This is a genomic window from Microcystis sp. BLCC-F210 (assembly GCF_042134685.1).
Taxonomy (GTDB): domain Bacteria; phylum Cyanobacteriota; class Cyanobacteriia; order Cyanobacteriales; family Microcystaceae; genus Microcystis; species Microcystis aeruginosa_D.
On the sequence record NZ_CP169647.1, the window covers coordinates 455955 to 480438 of the forward strand.

Here is a 24484-nt window from a genome sequence, read left to right on the forward strand (position 1 = left end):
GGCAAGGGAGCGGCAAGTGACAAGCTTTTTTCAGTGTTGCCAAAGGCACGGCGTAGCCGTCCAGTAAACAGTAATCAGTGACCAGTGAAAGATAAGCTGCCCGCGCATTTAAATTGCTTGTGGAGATGAGATACTCTTTACTGTTGGCTCTTGCAAGAGTAAAGAGATTGGGGGAAGATTCGGCTAATCTAAGAATAAGCGGTTAAAATGCGTCTTAGCTGATCGAGGAAAACTAGAATTGTCTATGAACACATTCACTCCCCATCAAATTGTTAGTTTATTCTGCAAAAATCGAACTTTATACGGAGAAGTAATTCAGGTGATCGAAAGTCGTTCGGCTCTTTGGGTGCGTCCTCTTTGGTTAATTGTAGCCGATAATTTTGAGACCATTGATGTGCGGGAAGGTTCCGATTTAATCCTACCGATCGAGTTATTTAAACCCGCCTTAGATACGGAGGTTTTGCCCCTATTTTCTCAAGTAATTAAAGATAATTATATCGCCAATATTTCCTATCCTCTCCAGGAATTTGTGCAGAAAGTTTGTCAAAATTATCCCGAATATTTTCGGAAAAATCTATGATTGATGAAGGCTACGTTAAATACAATTGTACTTGGATTCCTGACCGTCCCTTAATAAGCTCAGAGATTGCGGAATTAAATTATTGGCGCAATCGCCTCTATCAACTGGGATTAATCGGTCAATACGATAACGGAATCGGTTTTGGGAATGTGAGTCAACGAGGAAAAATAAACAAAGAAATCATTATTTCTGGCACTAACACTGGGGGAATCCCAGTATTAAATGAATCCCACTACACCACGGTTATAGACTACGATTGGAAAGAAAATCGTGTCACTTGTCGGGGAACAATCGCCGCTTCTTCAGAAACTCTCACTCATGCAGCGATTTATGAAGCGAATCCCCAGATTAATGGGGTGATTCATATTCACCATCGCCCCCTGTGGCAAAATTTGATGTATCGAGTGCCGACCACTCAAGAAAATATCGCCTATGGAACCCCAGAAATGGCCACAGAAATTATCCGTTTATGTCAAGAAGATCGTCTAGAGCAGCAACAAATTTTAGTGATGAGTGGTCATGAAGAAGGGATTATCGCCTTTGGGCAAGATTTAGAAAAAGCGGGTAACTTATTATTATCCTATTACCAGCAATCTCAATCATCTTGAAAGTGACCTCCTTTCCAACCCACCGCCAAGAGTACAAAAGTCGTTTTCATGTTAACTTGTTCTGTAGATTTTCGTCTTTGAGGAATGCCATCGTGATCGACATCTTCCATCATCTATCTGTCTCGATCGATTTTTCGCCTCTTACCAATGTCTTGATGACTATTTCCCAGCAAGACGTGGATATCATCGGCAATGTCCAGAAATTTTTCTCAAATTTCGTCAAAACCGGGCAAGCATGGGCCCTATTAATCGGTTTGATTATCGGTTATATGTTTCGAGGTTTTACTTCTTATTAGCTTTTCGCCTATCAGCCTTCAGCCAGAGCGAGCAATTCTTGCTATTCTTATGTTTGTAGGGTTGGAGATTTTTCTAACCTAAAGCGGTAATACTATCAGCGCCGGATTATTTCCCAAAATTGTTCAGCATATTTTAGTTAACTTTATCCACAATCATCTAACGAAAACAGTGACAGCAAAGAAAACTTGGAGCGATCGCTTTGAAGGTAGTCTCCATCCTACGATCGTAGAATTTAACGCCAGTATTGGCTTTGATATCGAATTAATCGAGTATGATCTCACCGGATCGATCGCTCACGCTAAAATGCTCGCCTATACGGGTATTATCAGCCCCGAAGAAGCAGATAGTCTCGTCTCTGGATTGGAACAAATTCGTCAAGAATACCGCACCGGCAATTTTAACCCCGGCATCGATCAAGAGGACGTGCATTTTGCCGTAGAACGTCGTTTAACCGAGATTGTGGGAGATGTGGGCAAAAAACTGCACACAGCCCGTTCACGGAATGATCAGGTAGGAACGGATATACGTCTGTATCTTAGACAACAAATTGATGATATTAGGCAAGAAATTCGCAATTTTCAGCAAGCTTTAGTCAATCACGCTGAAAACCATCTGGAAACCCTGATCCCCGGTTATACCCACCTACAGCGCGCTCAACCGATTAGTTTAGCCCATCATCTCCTCGCTTATTTTCAAATGGCCGAACGGGATCACCAAAGATTAGGAGAAATTCGCGCCAGGACTAATATTTCGCCCCTAGGATGCGGCGCTTTAGCGGGGACGACTTTTCCGATTGATCGTCATTACAGTGCCAATTTACTCGATTTTGAGCAGGTGTATAACAATAGTCTCGATGGAGTCAGCGATCGAGATTTTGCTATTGAATTTATGACGGCCGCTAGTCTGATTATGGTACACCTGAGCCGTTTGAGCGAAGAAATGATTCTCTGGTCTTCCCAAGAATTTAGTTTTATCACTCTCACCGATAGTTGTGCCACGGGATCTAGCATTATGCCCCAGAAAAAAAATCCCGATGTTCCCGAATTGGTGCGCGGCAAAACAGGGCGGGTTTTTGGGCATTTACAGGCGTTATTGACCTTAATGAAGGGTTTACCCCTAGCCTATAACAAAGACTTGCAGGAGGACAAGGAAGCGTTATTTGATGGCGTTAAAACCGTGCGGATTTGTTTGCAAGCGATGACGGTACTTTTAGCCACCGGGATTCAATTTAAAACTGACCGATTAGCTAACGCGGTGGCGGAAGATTTTTCTAATGCGACGGATGTGGCGGATTATTTAGCCAGTAAGGGGATTCCCTTCCGAGAAGCTTATAATTTAGTCGGGAAAGTGGTTAAAAGCAGTTTGGCAGCGGGTAAGTTATTGAAAGATTTAACCCTGACGGAATGGCAAGAATTACATCCAGCTTTTGAGGCCGATATCTACGACGCGATCGCTCCTCGTCAGGTAGTAGCGGCCCGTAATAGCTATGGTGGCACAGGTTTTGAACAAGTGCGATCGGCTTTAATTCAAGCTAAAGCCATTCTCGATCATGATTGATATTGTTAGGGGTTTTGGGGTTTTGGGGTATTAGTTAAAATTTCCCTATCTCCCTATCTCCCTATCTCCCTATCTCCTAATTCCTATGGGTCGTGTTTGGCATTTTATTAAAAGTGTGATGGGAATTATCTTTCGTCATCCTGTAACTGGGGTGACAATAATTCCGCTGCTTGCTGATGGTACAATTGTTTTAATCCGACGCAGAGACACCGGCAAATGGGCCCTACCGGGGGGAATGATCGATTGGGGGGAAGATATTTTTAATACTGCTCAAAGAGAATTAAAAGAGGAAACAGGATTAAATTTAGTCAGTTTAGGGCGTTTAGTCGGGGTTTATTCCTCTTTTGAACGTGATCCGCGCATTCACTCCATTTCAGTTTTAATTGAAGTGACGGCTGCGGGGAATTTTCAGATCAAAGATACATTAGAAGTTAGCGAGGTGAGAGCTTTTAGCGTCGAAACTTTACCTCTAGGCAATCTCAGCCACGATAATGATCGCCAACTAGAAGATTATCTCAGGGGTGCCACTGTAGTAGCTTGATTTTTTTCTATGTGATGGTGATTTTGTTGATTTCGATAAGACTCACGGTTTGTTTAATTTTTTAAAGGAGGATTTTTAAAATTTGCTGTTACCTTTGTCCTGTATTGCTTTTAGTGGGATAATACTCGAAAGCAGTTCGCCATTCAATAACCGGAAGGTTGATACTTGGCTATGGATTTGGTAGCATGGCGGCGGAAAAAATGTGCTTATTATGGGCAAACCACAAATCTCTATCGGAATTCCCCTAGTTCCTCACCAGACCAAACCTCTAACCCCCAGAATCTGCTAAGTTACCTAGTAAATCAGTAGCGACTACACTGGTAGAAACCAAAGTGAAGAAGAAGTCAGAGATCCAAATTTTCCTAGCTCACGCTAGTGAGGATAAACCAGCAGTTTTGGCACTGTATAACCGCCTCAAGCAAGCGGGGTATAAACCTTGGTTGGATGAAGAAGACCTTATTCCGGGTCAAATTTGGCGAGATGAAATTCCGAAAGCGATTAAAGCTAGTCAGATTTTTCTGGCCTGTCTGTCAGCGAAATCGGCTAAACAGGGATACATCCAACGGGAGTTGAGGATTGCACTTGATACCTTGGGACAGATGCTACCGGGGACAATTTTTTTTATTCCCATGAGGTTAGAAGAATGCGAAATTCCTGATCTGCGAAGTGCAGAAGTTGGCTTGAATCTGCGAGATATTCACCGGCTTGATTATTGGAAAGAAAACGGATTTGAGCAACTAGAAAGAGCAATTACCTATCAATTCAAGCTTGAACCAGAAGAGCTAAAACAACCAGTAATCGTTCCAGAAGAGCTAAAACAACCAGTAATCGTTCCAGAAGAGCCAAAACAACTGTTATCAGTATTTAACTTTGAGATCGTGCGAGTAAATGCGAAGGGTGAGGAAATCAAAAAAGAGTCGAAACAGTCCCAATATTTCAGGGAAGATTTGGGCAACGGCATCACCTTAGAGATGGTTGCCATCCCGGGGGGAACTTTCCTGATGGGTTCACCGCAAGACGAGAAAGATAGTTTTGGTGATGAACGTCCTCAACATGAGGTTAACGTCCCCCCCTTTTTTATAGGTAAATACCCCATCACCCAGGCCCAGTGGAGAGCGATCGCCTCTCGCACGGATTTAAAAGTTGACCCTTCGGCTTCGCTCAGGGTCAACCTTGATCTCAACCCGGCCTATTTTAAAGACCGTCACGATAGCGATCGCCGTCCCGTCGAACAAGTCAGTTGGTACGATGCGATCGAGTTCTGCGCGAGATTATCGAAACTAACGGGAGGGGAATACCGACTTCCCAGTGAGGCGGAATGGGAGTACGCCTGTCGTGCTGGAACCACCACCCCGTTTTACTTTGGGGAAACTATTATGGGGGAATTGGCCAACTACAATGCCAGTAATACCTACGCCGAGGAAGCGAAGGGAGAATATCGAGAAGAAACGACTCCCGTGGGACAATTTCCCCCAAACGCCTTCGGGCTGTACGATATGCACGGCAATGTCTGGGAATGGTGCGCCGATACCTGGCACGATAATTATGACGGTGCGCCGAGGGATGGCAGTGTCTGGACAGAAAATGGGGATGATAATCGTTCTCCTCTGCGGGGCGGTTCTTGGTTCAACTATCCAGCTCTCTGCCGTTCTGCTTGCCGCTACTACGACTCCCGCCGCGACGACTACTACTACTTCGGTTTTCGGGTGGTGTGCGGTGCTGGGAGGACTCTGTAACCCTTTTCCCCTTTTTTTCCCTTTTTACCCTCATTCCCTATTTTTTCTCTTTTCTTTTCTTTCCCGCCCTTAGGCGGGTCGATTTTTTTGAGAAAATGGCGTTAATGTTAAATTTTATTAAGGCAATGAAAGAATTATCGGTTATCAGTTGGGAAGGTGGTGTTATATTATGGGTAGTAAAGTTGCTCAAAAAGCTGATCAGTTTGCTATTAGAATAGTGAACGCTGATCAATATCTCAGCCCATAAAAGAAAGAAGTTATCCTGTTATAATAAAGTTAATTGATATTTGCTTAATTTAAGTTATGAACTTCAACCTTTATCTGGAAGATGAATTAAGTCAGCAACTACAGGCTTTATCTCGCTCTACAGGCAAATCCCAGAATGCTTTGATTCGAGAAGCAATACAGCTTTTAATTACCACAAAAGAACAGTCTCAATGGTCGTCAACTATCCTTAATTTTCAGGGTATAAGTGATGGTATTATTTTTGAAGCTTATAGAGAGGAACTTTCCCCACCTAGAGAAGATGAGGTGATTTAGTGCTGGTTTTACTCGATACTTGTACGATTAGTGATTTTGTCAAAGGTGATAGCAACACTCTAGTGCAGATCAAAAATCATACTAAATCTGGTTATTAAAAACTGATTATTTATTTCCCTTTTTGCCTTTTGCATAAGTAGAAAACGGGTTTCTCGGAGAAACCCGTTTTCTGTGGGTTACTCAACGGATTTAAAAATTAGGTAAAACCCTACACTCGGCCACCGGGAAAAACTTTTTGCCGCATACCCTAAATAGGGTCTGCTGAAAAAGTACGGGCGAAGCATTCGGATAGAAAATCTACGGTTTCACCGATAGGTTATTGCCCGAATGCTTCGCCCCTACAGGACACGGGCCGATGAAGACGCAAGGTTTTGAACGACGATTCTCTCAAAATCTTGCACCTGTGAGAGCAAAACAGAACCCTAAAACCCTTACCTCGTCTATATTTCACATTTATTCAGCATACCCTAAATATTGGCTTTCTCTCTTTAACGGCTGATTCCGCGAAGTTGCTCCAGAAGTTGATCAAGAATGTCTTCCATCTCTTCCGGGCTTCTGCCCATCCTGACCGGTCCGCGCAGAAACTCTTTAACCGTTATCTTTTTATCGCGGAAGTCCCGGACAAAATTATAGATTTTTTCGGTGGATTGAACTTGTAATTTCATCTCCTCTAGCATTTGCTCAATCGGGTCGATGCCATCCTTCTCACAAGCGCGACTGGCCCTCACCATCTCGCCTTCCGGGGTATTTCGCACCGAGCGCAGTTCTCTTTTCAGGTTCTCGTATTGCTTTTTAAGTAGTTCGTTATTGGTTTCAACCCTCTCGCACTGTCGTTTAAGGTCGCTTTCCGATGAGCCTTCAACCGCGAAAGAGTCCCCCATTTGATGCTGTCGTTCGATTTCCAGCAGTTTGGCAATATCTCCCTCTTTATAGGCGCGGTTGACTTCCTTCATGATCTCATTGTGACGCATCCGAGTTTCGGGGTCTGTAACCTTATCGGGGTGAAAAATCTCGGCCATTCTCAGGAAAGTGCGTCGTATTTGTCTAGATTCAGGAGATTTAGGCGAGCTTTCAGGTGATAGCTCTGTTCCATCATCGTGACGGTTATAGGAGTCTCCCCCAGAGAAGAAATCCTGCGCGGATTGCTCCGATGATCCTTCCGGTCCTTCGTCTCCGAAAAGTTCGTCAAGTTCTTCATCTCCATCGTCAAATTTCGGGCTAATCACCCCCGTTAACTGAAGTGTCTCGTAAATTCCGAGAATCCTTTTTTTTGTCTGCTGCCCCAATTTTCTAGCAGTGAGGATTTCGTCAAAAAGGGCGTGTATTTCGCGGTCGAGGTCGGTAAGTTTTTCATAGAGGGGTTGCCCTCTCTGGAAAATCTCCGTCGCTAAGGAACGCATCTGGTCGAGGAATTTCTTCAGTTCGTTGCGTTTTCTGCCAATCTGCTTGAGGAGCCACTGATGCTCCTCCTCTAAAGCTTGGAGACGAAAATGTAGGGAAGACAGAGCCAAGGAAGGAGAGGTAGGCGAATCAGAGGAGTTCGGTGATTTCGGCTTTTTAGATCTGGTCATTACTTTGGGGTGAAAGCATATTGTCCATTCTACCAAGCCGGAAGGAGCCGCATTCCTAAAACTCACCCTTGGCTCATTTTATTGTTTCTCCCCACCTCCCTGCTCCCCATCACCCCTGCTCCAGCGCCCTACGGAAACCTTTTAAAGTGGCTAGAAGCTAGATATATCAATGGTCTTAATTAATCCTTATCAATCGAATTAAATTTTTGTACATAAAATTCTCGCTCAGATTAATTATTTTTTCCAAATTCCGCTAGACTTATTTAGTAAGTTCAATCGAGATTCAATATTCCATAGCTAAATTTCTATAGCACAGGCTAGAAGGGAAGTTTAGCGAGGGATTCCTTTACCCATAATTCAGCACACATATTTGCTTTAGCAAGCAGGTAGGAGATTCTATGTCAAATTTTTCGAGACGGAAATTTTTAACCACAGCGGCAGTTTCAGCGGCAGGGGCTGTTGTCCTGAAAGGTTGTGTGGGTAATCCCCCCGACAGTACGGGTGGAACCACCACCACCGCGCCCGCTTCCCCGGTTGCTTCTCCGGTTGCGGTGGCCCCCGGAGAGGCCCCCGAAACCACCAAAATTAAATTAGGTTATATTCCTATCGTTGAGGCTGCACCTTTAATTATTGCCAAGGAAAAAGGCTTTTTCGCTAAATACGGGATGCCCGATGTGGAAGTCTCCAAACAAGCAAACTGGGGATCCGCTAGAGATAACGTCGAAATTGGGGCAGATGCGGGCGGAATTGACGGAGGACAGTGGCAAATGCCCATGCCTTACCTAATTTCCGAGGGACTAATCACCAAAAATAACGTTAAAGTCCCCATGTATGTGTTAGCGCAGTTAAACACCCAGGGTAACGGAATTGCGATCGCGGGTAAACACGAGGGCAAAAATATCGGTTTAGACCTGAAACCCGCCAAAGATTACATCCTCGGCATGAAAACGACGGGAACTCCCTTCAAAGCTGCCTATACTTTCCCGAAAGCTAATCAAGACTTCTGGATTCGTTACTGGTTAGCCGCCGGTGGGATTAACCCCGATACGGATATTAACCTAATTGCCGTACCCGCAGCCCAAACCGTGGCCAACATGAAAACGGGAACCATGGATGCGTTTAGTACCGGCGATCCTTGGCCGGCGAGAATTGTGGCTGATCAGATCGGTTTTATGTCAGCTTTAACCGCAGAAATCTGGCCCTATCACCCGGAAGAATACCTCGCTATCCGCGCCGATTGGGTGGATAAAAACCCGAAAGCTACTAAGGCACTATTAAAAGGAGTTATGGAAGCGCAGCAATGGCTCGATCAAGAGGCAAATCGGGCAGAAGCGGCGGCAATTCTCGCTAAACCGGCTTATTTCAACCTCAAAGAAGAAATTATCGCCGGTCCCCTCAAAGGAATGCAGAAAATGGGTGACGGCAAACCGGAAATCACCGACAAAAATAAAGGGGTTTTCTACTGGAAAGATCCCGCCGGTAGCGTTTCCTATCCCTATAAGAGTCATGATCTCTGGTTTTTAACCGAAAGTGTTCGTTGGGGTTTCTTGCCGAAAGAAACTTTAACCACTGCCTCAGCATTAATCGACAAAGTTAACCGCGAGGATCTTTGGAAAGCGGCAGCTACAGAATTAGGCGTTCCCGCGGCCGATATTCCCACCAGTACCTCCCGGGGTGTCGAAAAATTCTTTGATGGCAAAACTTTTGATCCTGCCAATCCCCAAGCTTATCTCGATAGTTTGGCGATTAAAAAATAGCGAGATTTTTCCGATAGGCTAGGGGCATAAAATATCTAGTCTATCAATCCCAAAAATGTTTTCTTCTCTTCCCAATCAAGTAACTTTATTTTCAACAAAGGAAAACGAAAAAATGGCAACTAGCGTCAGCAGAACAAGCAAGGGTGGTTTCAACTTTAGTAAATTTTGGAAAAAGCATTCTGGGGATATCCTTCCTCCGATTGTGGGTATTTTATTTTTCCTGATTTTATGGCAGTTAATGTCTATGGTGGGATTGATTAAATTACCGCCGCCATCGGATATTATTACTAATGAGCGTACCCGCACCTATTTAATGTATCCTTTCTTTGACCGTGGAGGTATTGATAAGGGACTATTCTGGCAAACTCTCGAAAGTCTAAAACGGGTATTAATCGGTTATTCTTTTGCCGCAGTGGTGGGTATTGGAGTTGGAATTATGGTTGGGGTTAATCCCTTCTTAAATAAGGCACTCGATCCCCTTTTCCAATTCCTGAGAACAGTTCCTCCTCTTGCTTGGGTTCCCCTATCTTTGGCCGCTTTACAACAAAACCAACCTGCTGCTTTATTCGTTATCTTTATTACCGCAGTTTGGCCAATTTTGATTAATACTACCGTTGGTGTCCAACAAATTCCCCAAGACTATATCAACGTTAAACAAGTCTTGCAATTGTCCAACCAAAAATTCTTTTTCAAGATATTAATTCCCTCAGCACTTCCCTACATCTTCACTGGTTTGAGAATTGCGATCGGTTTAGCTTGGTTAGCGATTATTGCGGCGGAAATTGTTATGTCGGGTATTGTCGGTATCGGTTTCTTTATCTGGGATGCCTACCAAAATAACTACATCAGCGATATTATTCTGGCGCTATTTTATATCGGTGGTGTGGGTTTATTACTCGATCGCTTTATGGCTTGGTTGCAAAATCAAATCGTTCGTCAATAGGGAATTAATGGGGAGAGTTTCCCCATTTCTAAATAACTGAAACTTGAGCCAATTTAAGGAGAAAAAAACTATGAGTTTGTTTGTTGCTGTCGATAACATTGATAAAATCTTCCCCCTTAGTGGTGGCGGTGAATATGTGGCCTTAAAAGGGATAGATTTACAGATAAAAAAAGGAGAATTTATCTCCCTTATCGGTCACTCTGGATGCGGAAAATCCACCCTCTTAAACATGATCGCTGGTTTAGATTTGCCCACAGAAGGGGTGGTGACTTTGCAAGGTCAAAGCATCAAAAAACCCGGACCTGATCGCATGGTAGTCTTCCAAAACTATTCCCTTTTACCCTGGTTAACCGTCAAAGAAAATATCACTCTGGCCGTCGATCAAGTTCTCGCCCAACTATCAGAAGACGAAAGAAAAGCTGAAGTCGAAAAATATATCGATTTGGTCAATCTTCGTCATGCAGTGGATAAACGTCCCAACGAATTATCGGGGGGGATGAAACAACGGGTAGCGATCGCTCGCGCCCTAGCCATCCGTCCGAAAGTCCTGCTTTTAGACGAACCCTTTGGCGCGTTAGATGCCCTGACTAGAGGTAATCTACAGGAACAGTTAATGCAACTATGCGAAGAATACGAAATGACCTCGGTAATGGTGACGCACGATGTGGATGAAGCGGTGCTATTATCCGATCGCATCGTCATGCTCACCAACGGTCCTGGCTCAAAAATTGGCGGTATTTTGGAAGTAGATATCCCCCGTCCCCGCAAACGCATGGAAGTGGTGGAACACCCCAGTTACTACAGTCTCCGGAGCGAAATTATCTATTTCCTCAACCAACAAAAACGGATCAAAAAACTACGCGCTCGCAAAGTCGAAGTTATTGCCCGTCACGGTTTAGAAAAAGTCAATCTAGAAATCGGTTTTGTTCCCCTCACCGCTTGCGCTCCCCTAGCAGTGGCCAAAGAAAAGGGATTCTTCACTAAACATGGTCTAGATGAGGTGAATTTAGTCCGGGAAACCAGTTGGCGAGGCATTGTGGACGGGATCGCAGGGGGATTCCTCGACGGGGCGCAAATGCCTTCAGGAATGCCCACCTGGTTAACCGTCGGTGGTTATCAAGATCAACCTTTGCCGATTGTCAGCGCCTTGACTATGACTCGTAACGGTAACGGTGTCACCCTCGCTAAACGCTTCTATGACGAGGGAGTGATTGACGGTAACGCTTTAAGACAGATGCTATTGGAATCGAAGGAGCAGCGCCATATTTTTGGCATTGTTCATCCCTCCTCGATGCACAATTTGCTCCTGCGTTACTGGTTAGCGGCAGCGGGAATTGACCCCGATAAAGACGTTCACCTCGAAACTATTCCCCCGGCCCAAATGGTAGCTGACCTCAAAACCGGTAGTATTGACGGTTACTGTGTGGGTGAACCCTGGAATCTCAGGGCTGCTATGGAGGGTATCGGTTACACCGTCGCTACCGACTTAGAAATTTGGCAGGGCCACCCGGGTAAGGTCCTGGGAGTCCGGGAAGATTGGGCCAATAAATACCCTAATACCCACGTCGCTTTAGTTAAAGCATTGCTGGAAGGTTGTCGCTACTGTGCTGAGGAAGGGAATCAGGAAGAAATTCGTCGAATCCTCGCCAGTCGTCAGTATCTTAGTACCAATATTGATTATATCCAACTGGGTGATCCCAACTCCCAGGTGTGCAGTCTCGATCAACCGATGAAAGAATATGCACACCATCTCTTCTATGGAGAAGGGGTAAATCGTCCCAGTCGTACCGAACACCTCTGGATGATGACCCAAATGGCACGCTGGGGACACATTCCTTTCCCCCGTAACTGGGTAGAAATTCTCGAACGCGTCTGTCGGGTGGGTGTCTTCAGTACCGCAGCCCGGGAATTGGGTCTAGGGGATATTAAATATCGTCGCACACCGATCCTGTTATTCGATGGTATCGAGTTTGATGCCGAGGATCCGATCGGTTATCTCAATAGTTTAGAGATCAAACAAAACATCACCATGGCCGAAGTGGCTATTGATGCTCGTCCTAGTGCCAGCGAATCTCGTAAAATTGCCTAAAAATCGACTAAGGGGATAATTCCTAGCCAATTATCCCCGGTCATTGCCCCTATTAACTAATTTCCCCCAAAGACTAATCATGTACACCACCACCGACACAATTAACCGAGCAACCCAGACCCCCAGTAAAGAAGCTTTTGTCACCATTGAAGGAGTTTCTAAGGTTTATCCCACTCCCAGAGGCCCCTACACCGTCCTCAAGGATGTTAATCTCAGCATCAATGAAGGTGAATTTATCTGTGTGATCGGTCACTCCGGTTGCGGTAAATCGACCCTATTAAATATGGTGTCGGGTTTTTCTTCTCCCACCGATGGCATCGTTAAAGTTAACGGTAAGAAAATTACTAAACCCGGGCCCGATCGCATGGTAGTGTTTCAAAACTATGCTTTATTGCCTTGGTTAAGCGTTTTTGAAAATGTCTATCTTGCGGTAGATGCGGTGTCTCCCAATGCTCCAGAAGCGCAAAAACGCTCGATCGTGCGGGAACATTTAGCTATGGTGGGTTTAACCGAAGCTATGGATAAAACCCCTCCCCAAATCTCCGGGGGGATGAAACAACGGGTTTCGATCGCTCGCGCTCTTTCTATCCGTCCGGAGGTGTTGATTCTTGATGAACCTTTCGGCGCTTTAGATGCGATTACCAAAGAGGAATTACAGGAAGAATTGCTGAAAATCTGGCAAGATAAACGCTGTACGGTGTTGATGATTACCCACGATATCGATGAGGCTCTTTTCCTCGCTGATAAGCTGGTAATGATGACCAATGGACCGGAAGCGAAAATCGGCGAAGTGATGAATATTCATTTCCCCCGTCCCCGCGATCGGGAGAGAATTATGGAGGATCCAGAATATTATCGTCTGCGTAACTATGCCCTCGACTTCCTCTATAATCGTTTCGCTCACGATGATGTCAGCTAGATGTGAGCATTTGTATTAGTTTGGGGTGCGGTTGACTTAATAGCGATCGCACCTAGATTTTTTTTCTAGGGAAGCCTTCTTCAAGTAAAATTATCTCTAAGTAGGTAGAGTTTAAAAATTTTCAGATGCCCCCCTTATCAAGGGGGGATTAGCTTACTTGTCAACTAAATAAGTACCTAGGCAAAATTAATTACACATATCTAACCCCGCTCTTGCCTCTTGCCTATCTTCACTAGGAAATTAATTTTGCACGACTACTTAGAACAATTAGCAATCAAATACAATAATAATTTTTACTTTTTACTTAATCAATCATGCTCAAACAGATACGGAAACTAATTATCAATTTTGGTCAACAATGGCGCGATGAAAATTTCATGAAGTCGATTCATGTCGTTGAAAACTTAGTTTCTAAGGTTTTATCCGTAGCCTTAATTATTGTTATTATTGTTTCTCTTTATGATCTAGTAGTTATCCTAATCCGAGATTTATTTACTACGGAACCCATCGGTTTTTTTGGCAAAACTTTAATTGAAATTTTCGGATTATTTCTCAATATTTTAATTGCCTTAGAGTTATTAGAAAACATCACTGCTTACCTAAGAAAACACATCGTACAGGTTGAATTAGTTGTAGTTACGGCTTTAATTGCCATCTCTCGAAAAATTATTATTTTCGATCCCAACAAATACAGTAAAGATGATTTAATTGCCCTCACCGTGGGAACCTTAGCTTTAGCGGCAAGTTATTGGTTAATCAGAAAAGTTAATCGCGATAATCGTTCTTGAATTAAGGGAAAGGGATAGATTTAGAAAATCTATCCCTTCTAAATATTTACTGGACTCTGGAAATATTACCCGCTTTAATCCAACCTTCGCGACCATCGGACAGACGCACGCGATGCCATTGGCCATCACTACTGGTTCCCACCACACTGACTTTAGTATTATAATCCAGACCGCCGAGACGAGTAGATTCAGTGGTAGGTTGAGAGCGCAGACTTAAACCGCTTTGCCATGTCACCCGCGCTTGATAACCCTCGGATGTGGTTTCTTTTTTTCTTGCTTCGGGACTAGGTTTCGGGGCGACTTTTGGTGCTGGTGCAGCCGTGGGAGACTCTTTCACCTCAGCTTGGGGTTTAGCAGCTTTCTCCTCCTTAGTTTCCTCTTTTTTCTCCTCGGTAAAGACGGGTTTAGGAGGATTAGAATTCATACCGGAGAGAAGCATATAGGCGACAGCAGTAGCCCCACCGACCAAAATCGCCACTCCTAGGACAAAACCGACCATAAATTGTAATAAACCAGATAAACGCTTCATATTGGTGCTAAATTAACTGTTAGGATTAACATTAAAACGATCATCGCGAGAGGCTAGACGAGCTTTACCTGACTTAGCCCAATCCTGTAGAAATTGGATTTGTTCTTGAGCAGTGCGAGCTAGGGGTATAATCTGACTAGCGGCCTCAAGCACATCATCGGTGCTAAAGTCGCGATTTTGACTAAACCCAATGTGCATCGCTTCCACGATGGTTTGTTCGATTTCTGCCCCTGAAAAATCGGGAGTTTCGTAGGCTAGTCGCTTTATATCATAACTTTTTAGATTATGGGGCCGGACTTTCCCCAGATGAACGCTAAAAATCTCCTCGCGGGACTTTTGACTAGGTAGTCCGACAAAAAATATCTCATCGAAGCGTCCTTTTCGCAACATTTCCGGGGGCAAAGATTGGATGTTATTAGCTGTAGCGACGACAAAAACCGGCGATTGTTTCTCCGCTAACCAAGTGATAAAAGTCCCGAAAACCCGTCCGGTGGTTCCCCCGTCACCTTTCCCATCCACTCCGGCGAAAGCTTTATCGATTTCGTCTATCCACAGCACACAGGGAGCTAAAGCTTCAGCGAGATTAATCATCTGACGGGTGCGTGATTCCGATTCTCCCACCAATCCGCCAAATAAACGCCCCACGTCTAGACGTAGTAGCGGTAAGTGCCAATGATGGGAAATAGCTTTCGCTGTCAGGGATTTACCCGTCCCCTGAATTCCCACCAATAGTAAACCCCGGGGATTGGGTAAACCGTAGGCGCGGGCGCGTTCACTAAAAGCACCACCGCGACGAATCAGCCAGTCTTTGAGATTATCTAGACCCCCGATGTCAGAAATCTGCTCTGTAGCGGGATAAAAGTCTAATATCTGGGTTTGACGAATCGATTGGCGTTTTTCTGCCAAAATTAATTCCACGTCCTCTGGCTCAATTTGGCCGTGACTGGCTAAACATTTGGCTAAAACCCGACGAATTCTCTCTAGGGATAATCCTTGAGCAGAAAGCACTAATTCATCCAGGAGTGGTTCTTTTACCAGTTGTCTGGTGGCAGCGATTAATCGCTGGATTTCCTGTTTAATTTCTTCGCCACTGGGGAGGGGAAAATCGACGACGGTGATGACTTCGGTGAGATCCGAGGGGATAGACAGTTCAGGAGCGACGATAATTAGGTTTTTAGGCTGAGATTTCAGGGAACGAGCAAGATTTCGCAATTTTCTGGCGATGGAAATATCTTCTAGAAAGCGCTGGAAATCGCGTAAAATGATGATGGCGGCGATGTTAGACGGCAGCTTTTCGACGAATTCAAGAGCTTGGAGGGGATTGCGCCGAGCAAAGTTCTCATTATTGGGATTATCTTGATAACCATCCACGAAATCCCAGACATAGACAGCGCGGTTATGGCTCTGTTTGGCAATATCGGCGATCGCTTTTTCGAGACGTTCTTCTTCTAGGGTGGTAACGTAGATGAGAGGATAACGGGCCCGCAGCAGTAATTGAAATTCTTCACCAAAGCTCATAGCTATTCGTCTATAGTTTTTGCTATTTATATCGTCATCAGAAAATATAGCAGTTAGCCGTCAGTCAGATCAGGATGGTAGGGATAATGGGTAATGAAGACGACGACAGCAAAAAACTTGAACAATAAAAACTAGAACAGTTAGAGATGGGGGTCAACCCATCCCCAAACTAAACAATTATGCTATTCCTTTTTATACATCACCTCCACCACGGTATGTACGTTACCTCTGGGATGAAAATCCCCTTTAACTTTCATCTGCAAGGGTTCGCAAGCCACCACCAAATCATCTAAAATTTGGTTAATTGCTTCTTCGTGGGAAATATAACGATCGCGATAACTATTAATATAAAGTTTAATCGCCTTTAATTCCATCACCTTTTGATCGGGAACGTAGCTAAGATAAATAGTGGCAAAATCGGGATAACCGGAAAAGGGACATTTACAGGTATATTCCGGCAGAGTGATCTGAATATCATAATTTCTGCCAGGGCGTGGATTAGGGAAAGTAATTAATGTTCCTTCGGCAATTTCTCTTTCCCCGTACTTAACTTCAATTTTTTCAGAAGACTGAACCATGTTTTTTCCTAACTAGACACTGCTTTCTATCATAGCTGGAATATTCTCTCGATAGGAGTTACCGAATTAAGATATGAATAGTAACTCCCGTATCCTCTTAACAAATTAGCTTAGTCCCAGAATGCCGAGAAGACAGTTCAAGCAGAAAATCAGCCAAGCCCAATTTTTAGGTAAAAAATGATCTATGATTAACCCTAAAGATACTGTAAAACTGCTTTCATGCTCTCCGAGATTAAAAACATAGCCGAGAGTCTCGCACCCCGATTAGTGGAGATTCGCCGCCACATTCACGCGAATCCAGAGTTAAGTGGGCAAGAATATCAAACTGCTGCCTATATTGCCGGGGTTTTGTCTTCCTGTGGTCTATCGGTGCAAGAAGCGGTGGGAAAAACGGGAGTTAAGGGAGAATTGCCCGGAAAAGGCAGTGATCGAAGGATTTTAGCCATCCGGGCCGATATGGATGCCCTACCGATCCAAGAAAAGACCGATTTAGACTTTGCTTCCCGTAAACCGGGGATTATGCACGCCTGCGGTCACGATGTTCATGCTACCGTCGGTTTAGGGGTGGCGATGGTGCTTTCCCGTCTCTCGGAACCTGTGGGGGGAAAAATACGCTTTCTCTTTCAACCAGCAGAGGAAATCGCCCAGGGGGCCAGTTGGATGATCCGGGAAGGGGTGATGCGGGATGTCAGCGCCGTTTTTGGACTGCACGTTTTCCCCTCGATTCCGGCCCGATCGATCGGAGTTCGTTACGGGTCCTTAACCGCGGCTGCCGACGATCTGGAGATTTTTATTCAAGGGGAATCCGGCCACGGGGCCCGGCCCCACGAGGCCATCGATGCTATCTGGATCGCTTCCCAAGTAATCACCACTTTACAACAGGCAATTAGTCGGACTCAAAACCCCTTGCGTCCCATTGTCCTCACCATCGGCCAGATTAGCGGTGGTCGCGCCCCCAACGTCATCGCCGATCAGGTACGCATGGCAGGAACAGTGCGATCGCTGCACCCAGAAACCCACGCTCATCTCCCGGAATGGATCGAGGGTTTGGTCACGAATGTCTGTGGCACATATAACGCAAAATGTCAAGTAAATTATCGTCGGGGTGTGCCATCGGTGCAAAATGACCAATTTTTAACCCGTTTGGTGGAAGAAGCTGGTTTAGAAGCTTGGGGACGGGATCGGGTTTTAATTCTCTCGGAACCCTCCATGGGGGCCGAGGATTTTTCCCTTTATTTGCAACAGGCCCCCGGTACAATGTTCCGTCTGGGAGTGGGTTCGACTAATCTCCTCAATCCCCCCCTTCACCATCCAGAATTTTTAGTGGATGAGTCGGCAATTCTGACGGGAGTGATTACTTTAGCCTACGCAGCCTATAAATATTGGCAAAGGGAAGATTAAACTGGTTGTTAACGGTAATTTTATGGAAATTTGGCAAGATTTAGCTATTATAGATTGGACAGAATTGCTGCTGGATAGTTATGAACAATTAATCGGGCGATCGCTTTTACCCCGGATCGGTACTGGCAAAGAACAGAGTAAAATGCTCTTTTATGCCCCTTTTGTGCTGGTTTCCCACGGTACACAAACTAATCCGATCTTTAATTATGGCAATCGCAGCGCCCTCGATCTCTGGGGTTTAACTTGGCCAGAATTATTAGCAACTCCTTCGCGAGCGACGGTAGAGGGAGAGGAACCCGCCCAAGAACGCCAAAAAATGCTGGATTTAGTCAAAAAACAAGGCTATATTAATGATTATCACGGGGTAAGGATCACAAAAAACGGTCAACTTTTTCGCATTGAAAAGGCGATCGTTTGGAATATCATCCATCGTGATGGCATTTACTGCGGACAGGCTGCCACTTTTGCCGATTGGATTTTTCTCTGATTTAAACTCCCCAATCCCCCATCTCCCCACTTCCCACTCCTATCTTCTGAAAATGCACCACGCTTCTATTCGTACCGCTAATATCCATCGGGCGATCGCTTTTTATCAGATTCTCGGTTTTACCCTAGAGGAAAGATTCACCACAGGTTATACTTTGGCCTGTTGGCTAACGGGGTTAAACGGACGCATCGAATTAATCCAAATTCCCCAACCGAAACCGGCAGCCGATGCTTTTAGTGATCAGCATTATGTCGGTTATTATCACTTGTCTTTTGACCTAACAGAAAATGTCAGCAATTTACCAGAATGGTTAGAAAAATTAACAAATAACTTTCAGCAAGCCCATCAAGAGGATGCCGATTTGTATCAACCTTTAAATATTCTTTTGCCACCGCAACAACAGATGATCGGCAATCATCTGTATGAAGTCACTTTTATTGCCGATACAGATGGTTTACCCCTAGAATTTATCCGTCGTCTAACCTAAAAAGATTGTCCGACTTCTAAGACTTTTGTTTGGCCGTTGCGAGATAAAATAACCTGTTGATTGCCAACTTCCACTAAAGTCCAACCGTTGATAAATTCCCCCGGAGAAATACGCGTAGTTATCCCCTGATTATCAAATAAAGCTGAAGATCGATCGCCTAAATCCATCACCCCCACCAGAGTATTTTTAACCTGATTATTGGTAGGAATAACCAGTACCAACGGCGGATTTACTTGGGGGACAGCTGGCAATGCTGGTGACGAAGTTTCGGCCTTTGATGGTCTGACTGGGACAATTTTGGCCGTAGTTTCAAGAGTTTGAGGATAAACGGGAACGTAAATTCTTTCTATGATCTGAGGAGCGTTATTAACTGGTAAATTAGCGGGTGGTGCTGGTGGAACTGTTACTACTGGGGAAGGTATATTTTGGGGAGAAGAATTAGGAGCGGGGGATGAAGTTTGACCTTGGCGATCGATAATAGTCAGAGATGATTGCAGATAGGCGATAAATTTTTGATCTTCTGGGGAAATGGTGCCATTTTGAGAAACAAGGACATTTTTTTGACTGATTAGCCATGCCACCACCCAACCTAGATAGACGCAAGCAATGACAAAAATAACTTTATCTAGGGGCATTCTGGGATTTTCTTTACGGCCCGCCGCCATATTTTTGCTACTCCTCGATCGCTGCTGTCGTTTCGATTCTAACAGGATAGCGCTCGGTTATTCCCCTTTGATTTTCCTCGATCGCCAAAAACAATTTTTTAATTTATCAAAATCCCCCTAGGGGGGATACAATGAAAAAAGAATGATGTATCTTAATATAAGTAAAGTTTTGTAACAATTCTGAAATCTTTTGCTCAACTCTAGCCTAATCCCCAGCAATCCCGATCGCCTGAAACCCCTAGTCCCTAACTGGGAAAAATGTCAGTCCGTCTTGTGGACAGCAGCATTTTTGGTATCAGTCCCCGTATTCCTACAAGCACCCCTAGTGCGTTACTATCCCGAAATTAGCCTCAGTTTGACCATTTTCTGGGTGGGGTTAGGAATTTGGCTGCTCAAACAAGCAAAAATCAATCTTTGGGGGGATTTACTTTTGGGCTTTAGTTGGAGTTGGTTAGCAGGTTCTTTATACTGGGGTTGGTGGCGTTGGGAACCGTTGCTCCATATTCCCATGGAAGCGATCGGGCTGCCCTTTGTTCTCTGGGGATTATACAAAGGTCGCGGCAAAGTGGGCAATCTTTTCTATCTCGGTTCTTTGTTAGGGACCGCCATCACCGATGTATATTTTTATCTAACGGGACTAATTCCCTACTGGCGACAATTAATGACCGTGGAACTAGACCCCAACCTAGTATCGCCAATATTTCATGACGCTTTAGCCCAAATTCAGACCCCCTGGGGCATCAGTTGGGCGATCGTGTTGCTCAACTTGCTCTTAGCAATTGGTATCTATCCTTTGCAAAAACGGGTATGCCACTGGTGGGCATTTAGCGGAGCCGTATTGAGTACAATTTTAGTCGATGGTTTATTTTGGATTACCGCTTCTCTAGCCTAAGGGTTTGGCTCTCTTGGATTTGGTGGGTAAAATGTATTCTAAGATACAGTCCTGCCGGCGAGGGAGTGGAAGGAACCATAGAGATACAGAGGACATAAAGATCGATCATTATGTAAGTTAAACTTATCACACAGAGCCTAGAAGAGCCGTCGAACTACTAAGCTCACGCCGAGATCCGAACCGCCGAACAGAGTCAGTCCTGATGGAAAACTTTTCACCACCAGAGATGAAAGAGGTTTCTTTCCCTACACCCCATACCCTCTTTCAAGTCAGTAGTCAGGAGAATTTCGGTTTTTAATAATCGGATTTAGTATAAAATCACAGACCTGCCAGAATTACACCTTGCTGTCTCTGGGGAAAAAATGCCACAATTAGAAATAATTAGCATTTGATATAGCAATTAATCTATGAAAATCCTGCCCAAGGTTAAAGCCCCTACGTTCCTGCAAATGGCACAATGGATTATTAATCCCGTAGCTTTTATGGAAAATGCCGCCCGCAATCATGGCGATATTTTTAGCACAAAAGTGGGTTTAACTGTAGATAATTTTATCTTTGTCAGTAGTCCTGCAGCCCTACACCAGGTTTTAACTAATGACCGTAAAAAATTTTCGGCACCAGGGGAAGCAAATCGGATTATTGCCCCGATTATCGGTGATTATTCCGTCGTCATGTTAGACGGAGACATCCACAAAAAACGCCGTCAGCTTTTATTGCCACCTTTTCACGGGGAGAGAATGCGTTTTTACGGCGATTTAATCTGCGATATTACCCTAAGAGTAATGGCAGAATTGCCCGAAAATCAACCCTTTAAAGCCCGTTCAGTGACCACAGCGATTGCTTTACAAGTAATTATGGAGGCAGTTTTTGGAATTAGTCAAGGGGAACGTTATCAAACCTTGAAAAAAAATCTGGCTGAAATGCTCGATATTTTTAACTCTCCGGTGATGGCTTCTTTGTTATTTTTCCCAATTTTGCAGGCTAATTTGGGTGCTTGGAGTCCCTGGGGAAAATACCAGCGTTCCCAAGCAAAAATTGATGATATTATCTATACAGAAATTGCCGAAAGAAAAGCTAATCCTAACCCCAACCGTACCGATATTTTATCACTGCTGATGTCGGCTCGCGATGAAGAGGGCAACCCGATGAGTGATAAGGAGTTGCGCGATGAATTAATGACCTTATTATTCGCAGGTCATGAAACCACGGCCACCGCTATGTCTTGGGCGCTCTACTGGACCCATCGCTATCCAGAAATTAAAGCAAAAACTCTCCAAGAAATAGCCACTTTAGGAAATAATCCTAACCCCATTGACATAACTCGATTACCCTATCTTTCTGCGGTTTGTTCGGAAACTTTACGGATTCATCCCGTGGGAATGTTAACTTTTCCCCGAGCAGTGGAAGAACCAGTAGAACTGGATGGTTATGCTTTAGAAAAAGGGACAATGATTATGGGTTGTATTTATCTGGCCCACCACCGCGAGCAAACTTTCCCTGATTCTCATACTTTTAAACCAGAACGCTTTTTAGAAAAACAATTCACCCCCTACGAATATATGCCTTTTGGTGGTGGAGCGCGTCGTTGTATCGGAGAAGTTTTAGCTATCTACGAGATGAAAATCGCTGTCGCCACAATTTTGGCCAATTATCAGCTAACTCTAGTTAATAATACTCCCGAAAAACCCAGTCGCCGCGGTCTCACTCTTGCTCCCTCGCGAGGAGTTCCCATGGTCTTAAAAGGACGACGGGAACCTCTGGTGACTGCCCCGATGCTCGCCGAAATTTCTTAAAAAAACTGACAAAATATTGTACAATCAGAGTTATGGTATCCCATATCATAACTTTGTTTTTTTTGTCAATAAAATTGGTGATAATTATGGTCTTGATTCGTTTAGCTAAATCTTGGCAAATTTCCGAAAATGAAGTTACTTCCGAAAGTGTTTATTTTAATCGTCGTCGCTTTTTACAGGGGTTAATCGGGGCAGGAATTGCGGGGAGTTCCCTATTATTAACTGCTTGTGGTAAATCCTCCTCCTCAGAAGCTTTAGAAAAAAGTTTACAATTGCCTAAAATTGAAGGGTTCAGCAAAAATTCGCAGTTTTTAACGGTAAATCGCCCCATAGTTGCCGAAACTGTAGCTGGGAGATATAACAATTTTTATGAGTTCGGAGGGGGAAAAAATATCTGGTTAAAAGCGCAGAAATTACCGACGAATCCCTGGACGGTAGAAGTGGGAGGATTGGTAAAAAATCCCCAAACCTACGATATAGATACTATTAAAAAAATCTTTCCTCTCGAAGAAAGAATCTATCGTTTTCGTTGTGTGGAAGCTTGGTCAATGGTTTTACCCTGGCTAGGTTTTCCCATGAGTGCTTTAATTGCAGCAGTGGAACCAAAACCCGAAGCTAAATTCGTCCGTTTCACTTCATTTTATAATCCCGAAATTACCCAGGGGCCAGGATTACATTTAGGAGCCTTACCCTGGCCCTATACAGAAGGTTTAAGAATTGAAGAAATGGCCAATGAATTAGCTTTTTTTGCCGTGGGAATTTTCGGGCATGATTTACCCAAACAACACGGCGCACCCTTGCGAATGGTTATTCCTTGGAAATACGGTTTTAAAGGTGCAAAATCAATAGTAAAAATTGAATTTACCGCCAAACAACCCGCCACTTACTGGAACACAATTGACGCTCATGAATACGATTTTGAGGCTAATGTAAACCCCAGTAAACCCCATCCCCGTTGGTCGCAAGCAACGGAGAAATTTATCGGCAGTAGCAGTGATTTATCTTGGGAAATCATCGAAACTCTGCCCTATAATGGCTACGGTGAATATGTGAATAATTTATATAGTTAAGTTCTATAATTGTCCCTGTTTTATTAAGTTAAAGGAAGTATTTATGGACAATAGAAATCTGTACGAACAAGACTTCATCTCTGGATTAGAACTACTATTAATTAACTGCAAGCCAGACAGTTTGAACGAGTAGATTTAGATAATTTACCAGAGGAGTTAGCAAGTATGGGAAGGAGCGAAAAACGCACAATTAAAAGTCTCTTAACCCAATTATCACAACATTTACTTAAACTCAAATATTGGGGAGCAGAAAGAGAGAGAAAAGACGGTCACTGGAAGGGAGAGATTAGAACTTTTCGTCTCGATATATTAGATGAACTTAAAGATAGTCCTAGTCTCAAATTCTATCCTTTGGAAATTTTCGATGAATGCTATCTTTCATATCAAAAAAATGCAAGCGATCGCTATCAATTACTCCTCGATACTTTCCCCGCTATTCCCATTGGTTCCCTTGAACAAACGCCAATTCAAAAATGAAACGCATCAACCTCAAGAGTTGACAAAGAAAGGCTCATCAGGTACTGTCTGATCATTAACAAAAACAAATTAGACCCAAAAACGAAGCTCCCCAATATCCTAACATAGAACAAAGAAACTTGCTCTACCAACTGAGTCAAGAGGGAAATTTATCTCAACAGCAAATGGCCTTCTAGCTCGGATGTCATCAAAGCACGATATCACGAGAATTAAGAAGGAATCAAAGTTCTCTGGGCTGCTATCTACCTGACACAGCACAAGCTGAAAGCGAGACGCGCACCAAAAATGTCAAACAACCCTTTAAAAATGTCAGCGAGTCGGTCTTAAAGTTCGTGAAAAAAGAATTGAAAGATTATCATAGTCCCGAACAAATAACAGGTCGTCTGAAAAGAGCCAGTCAAGAATCGCTCAGTCATGAAACCATCTATTAGAACTAGCGAGACTGTGGAAAGTATCAAGAATACCTACGTCAAGGACGGGGAAAAAGAAAGAGTCGAAATGGAGCAAAAAGTAAGTGTGGAGCGATTCCGGGGATATCAGCGAGGGACCAGTAATTGCTGACCAGAAAACCGAAATCGGTCATTGGAAAGTGACACAATGATTGGAGTCAATCATCTTAGAAAATCCAAGGTTTTAGCGATAGGTGATACCCAAATAGATA

The 24484-nt window shown here is 44.1% G+C and carries 23 protein-coding genes and 2 pseudogenes; 20 read left to right on the forward strand and 5 right to left on the reverse strand.

Translation table 11 applies throughout. The annotated features are described in order from the left end of the window. Positions 1 to 244: 244 nt before the first annotated feature. From ACE3JL_RS02255 to ACE3JL_RS02285, 7 genes are all read left to right on the forward strand, one after another. Positions 245 to 580, forward strand: a complete 336-nt coding sequence (locus ACE3JL_RS02255; protein WP_271992411.1) for a hypothetical protein — start codon at positions 245 to 247, stop codon at positions 578 to 580. After that, positions 577 to 1188, forward strand: coding sequence for a class II aldolase/adducin family protein (locus ACE3JL_RS02260; protein WP_271992413.1), 612 nt, complete (start codon positions 577 to 579; stop codon positions 1186 to 1188). Before ACE3JL_RS02255 ends, ACE3JL_RS02260 begins: the two co-directional genes overlap by 4 nt. A 92-nt stretch (positions 1189 to 1280) precedes the next feature. Then, positions 1281 to 1484 carry a hypothetical protein gene (locus ACE3JL_RS02265; protein WP_150977677.1) on the forward strand — a complete coding sequence of 68 codons (204 nt, stop codon included), beginning with the start codon at positions 1281 to 1283 and terminating at the stop codon, positions 1482 to 1484. Positions 1485 to 1653: 169 nt separating this feature from the next. Continuing rightward, the gene (gene argH, locus ACE3JL_RS02270; RefSeq protein WP_045361287.1) at positions 1654 to 3042 is read left to right on the forward strand and encodes an argininosuccinate lyase; all 1389 of its coding nucleotides are present in this window, start codon (positions 1654 to 1656) and stop codon (positions 3040 to 3042) included. A gap of 85 nt (positions 3043 to 3127) precedes the next feature. Beyond that, positions 3128 to 3583 (forward strand): NUDIX hydrolase, encoded by a 456-nt coding sequence (locus tag ACE3JL_RS02275; protein ID WP_002736967.1) that lies wholly within the window; start codon positions 3128 to 3130, stop codon positions 3581 to 3583. Positions 3584 to 3915: 332 nt separating this feature from the next. Next, positions 3916 to 5319, forward strand: coding sequence for an SUMF1/EgtB/PvdO family nonheme iron enzyme (locus ACE3JL_RS02280; RefSeq protein ID WP_375328754.1), 1404 nt, complete (start codon positions 3916 to 3918; stop codon positions 5317 to 5319). 303 nt (positions 5320 to 5622) lie between these two features. Next, the gene (locus ACE3JL_RS02285; RefSeq protein WP_002798399.1) at positions 5623 to 5859 is read left to right on the forward strand and encodes a CopG family transcriptional regulator; all 237 of its coding nucleotides are present in this window, start codon (positions 5623 to 5625) and stop codon (positions 5857 to 5859) included. Positions 5860 to 6347: 488 nt separating this feature from the next. On the opposite strand, the gene ACE3JL_RS02290 is transcribed toward ACE3JL_RS02285, so the two are convergent. Then, positions 6348 to 7430, reverse strand: coding sequence for a molecular chaperone DnaJ (locus tag ACE3JL_RS02290; protein ID WP_375328755.1), 1083 nt, complete (start codon positions 7428 to 7430; stop codon positions 6348 to 6350). Between the two features lie 398 nt (positions 7431 to 7828). On the opposite strand from ACE3JL_RS02290, the gene ACE3JL_RS02295 reads away from it, so the two are divergent. The 5 genes from ACE3JL_RS02295 (at position 7829) to ACE3JL_RS02315 (ending at position 13926) form a co-directional block, all read left to right on the forward strand. Further along, a complete protein-coding gene (locus tag ACE3JL_RS02295) occupies positions 7829 to 9187 on the forward strand; it encodes a CmpA/NrtA family ABC transporter substrate-binding protein (RefSeq protein WP_375328756.1) in 1359 nt (452 codons plus the stop codon). Positions 9188 to 9299: 112 nt separating this feature from the next. Then, a complete protein-coding gene (ntrB, locus tag ACE3JL_RS02300; RefSeq protein WP_043996475.1) occupies positions 9300 to 10130 on the forward strand; it encodes a nitrate ABC transporter permease in 831 nt (276 codons plus the stop codon). 70 nt (positions 10131 to 10200) lie between these two features. Further along, positions 10201 to 12219 (forward strand): nitrate ABC transporter ATP-binding protein, encoded by a 2019-nt coding sequence (locus ACE3JL_RS02305; RefSeq protein WP_375328757.1) that lies wholly within the window; start codon positions 10201 to 10203, stop codon positions 12217 to 12219. Positions 12220 to 12298: 79 nt separating this feature from the next. Beyond that, entirely contained in the window at positions 12299 to 13138 is an 840-nt protein-coding gene (locus ACE3JL_RS02310) for a nitrate ABC transporter ATP-binding protein (RefSeq protein ID WP_271992431.1), read from the forward strand. Between the two features lie 314 nt (positions 13139 to 13452). Further along, positions 13453 to 13926 carry a phosphate-starvation-inducible PsiE family protein gene (locus ACE3JL_RS02315; RefSeq protein WP_110578770.1) on the forward strand — a complete coding sequence of 158 codons (474 nt, stop codon included), beginning with the start codon at positions 13453 to 13455 and terminating at the stop codon, positions 13924 to 13926. A gap of 46 nt (positions 13927 to 13972) precedes the next feature. Here ACE3JL_RS02315 and ACE3JL_RS02320 read toward each other — a convergent pair whose 3' ends face one another. From ACE3JL_RS02320 to queF, 3 genes are all read right to left on the reverse strand, one after another. Continuing rightward, on the reverse strand, positions 13973 to 14455 hold the full coding sequence (locus ACE3JL_RS02320) for an SH3 domain-containing protein (protein WP_375328758.1): 483 nt from the start codon (positions 14453 to 14455) through the stop codon (positions 13973 to 13975). A 12-nt stretch (positions 14456 to 14467) separates the two neighbouring features. Beyond that, the gene (locus tag ACE3JL_RS02325; RefSeq protein ID WP_271992433.1) at positions 14468 to 15973 is read right to left on the reverse strand and encodes an AAA family ATPase; all 1506 of its coding nucleotides are present in this window, start codon (positions 15971 to 15973) and stop codon (positions 14468 to 14470) included. 182 nt (positions 15974 to 16155) lie between these two features. Further along, the gene (queF, locus tag ACE3JL_RS02330; protein ID WP_375328759.1) at positions 16156 to 16551 is read right to left on the reverse strand and encodes a preQ(1) synthase; all 396 of its coding nucleotides are present in this window, start codon (positions 16549 to 16551) and stop codon (positions 16156 to 16158) included. Between the two features lie 219 nt (positions 16552 to 16770). On the opposite strand from queF, the gene ACE3JL_RS02335 reads away from it, so the two are divergent. The 3 genes from ACE3JL_RS02335 to ACE3JL_RS02345 are packed head-to-tail and all read left to right on the forward strand — an operon-like array spanning position 16771 to position 18926. Next, complete coding sequence (locus ACE3JL_RS02335) at positions 16771 to 17952, forward strand: M20 family metallopeptidase (RefSeq protein ID WP_271992435.1); 1182 nt, start codon at positions 16771 to 16773, stop codon at positions 17950 to 17952. 22 nt (positions 17953 to 17974) lie between these two features. Then, positions 17975 to 18439: an MEKHLA domain-containing protein gene (locus tag ACE3JL_RS02340; RefSeq protein ID WP_375328760.1), complete on the forward strand. Its 465-nt coding sequence runs from the start codon at positions 17975 to 17977 to the stop codon at positions 18437 to 18439. 52 nt (positions 18440 to 18491) lie between these two features. Next, a complete protein-coding gene (locus ACE3JL_RS02345) occupies positions 18492 to 18926 on the forward strand; it encodes a VOC family protein (protein WP_271992438.1) in 435 nt (144 codons plus the stop codon). Here the strand turns inward: ACE3JL_RS02345 and ACE3JL_RS02350 are convergent. Further along, positions 18923 to 19591, reverse strand: a complete 669-nt coding sequence (locus tag ACE3JL_RS02350; protein ID WP_271992439.1) for a hypothetical protein — start codon at positions 19589 to 19591, stop codon at positions 18923 to 18925. The genes ACE3JL_RS02345 and ACE3JL_RS02350 overlap by 4 nt on opposite strands. 190 nt (positions 19592 to 19781) lie before the next feature. Between ACE3JL_RS02350 and ACE3JL_RS02355 the strand changes: the two genes are divergently transcribed. The 5 genes and pseudogenes from ACE3JL_RS02355 to ACE3JL_RS02375 form a co-directional block, all read left to right on the forward strand. After that, entirely contained in the window at positions 19782 to 20483 is a 702-nt protein-coding gene (locus tag ACE3JL_RS02355; protein ID WP_271992442.1) for a DUF3120 domain-containing protein, read from the forward strand. A 407-nt stretch (positions 20484 to 20890) separates the two neighbouring features. After that, complete coding sequence (locus tag ACE3JL_RS02360; RefSeq protein ID WP_271992444.1) at positions 20891 to 22276, forward strand: cytochrome P450; 1386 nt, start codon at positions 20891 to 20893, stop codon at positions 22274 to 22276. An 86-nt stretch (positions 22277 to 22362) separates the two neighbouring features. Then, positions 22363 to 23346 (forward strand): protein-methionine-sulfoxide reductase catalytic subunit MsrP, encoded by a 984-nt coding sequence (msrP, locus tag ACE3JL_RS02365; RefSeq protein WP_271992445.1) that lies wholly within the window; start codon positions 22363 to 22365, stop codon positions 23344 to 23346. Positions 23347 to 23389: 43 nt separating this feature from the next. Continuing rightward, positions 23390 to 23823: pseudogene (locus tag ACE3JL_RS02370) on the forward strand (DUF29 domain-containing protein). A gap of 68 nt (positions 23824 to 23891) precedes the next feature. Further along, a pseudogene (locus ACE3JL_RS02375) lies at positions 23892 to 24441 on the forward strand (IS30 family transposase); the annotation flags it as partial. Between the last annotated feature and the right edge of the window lie 43 nt (positions 24442 to 24484).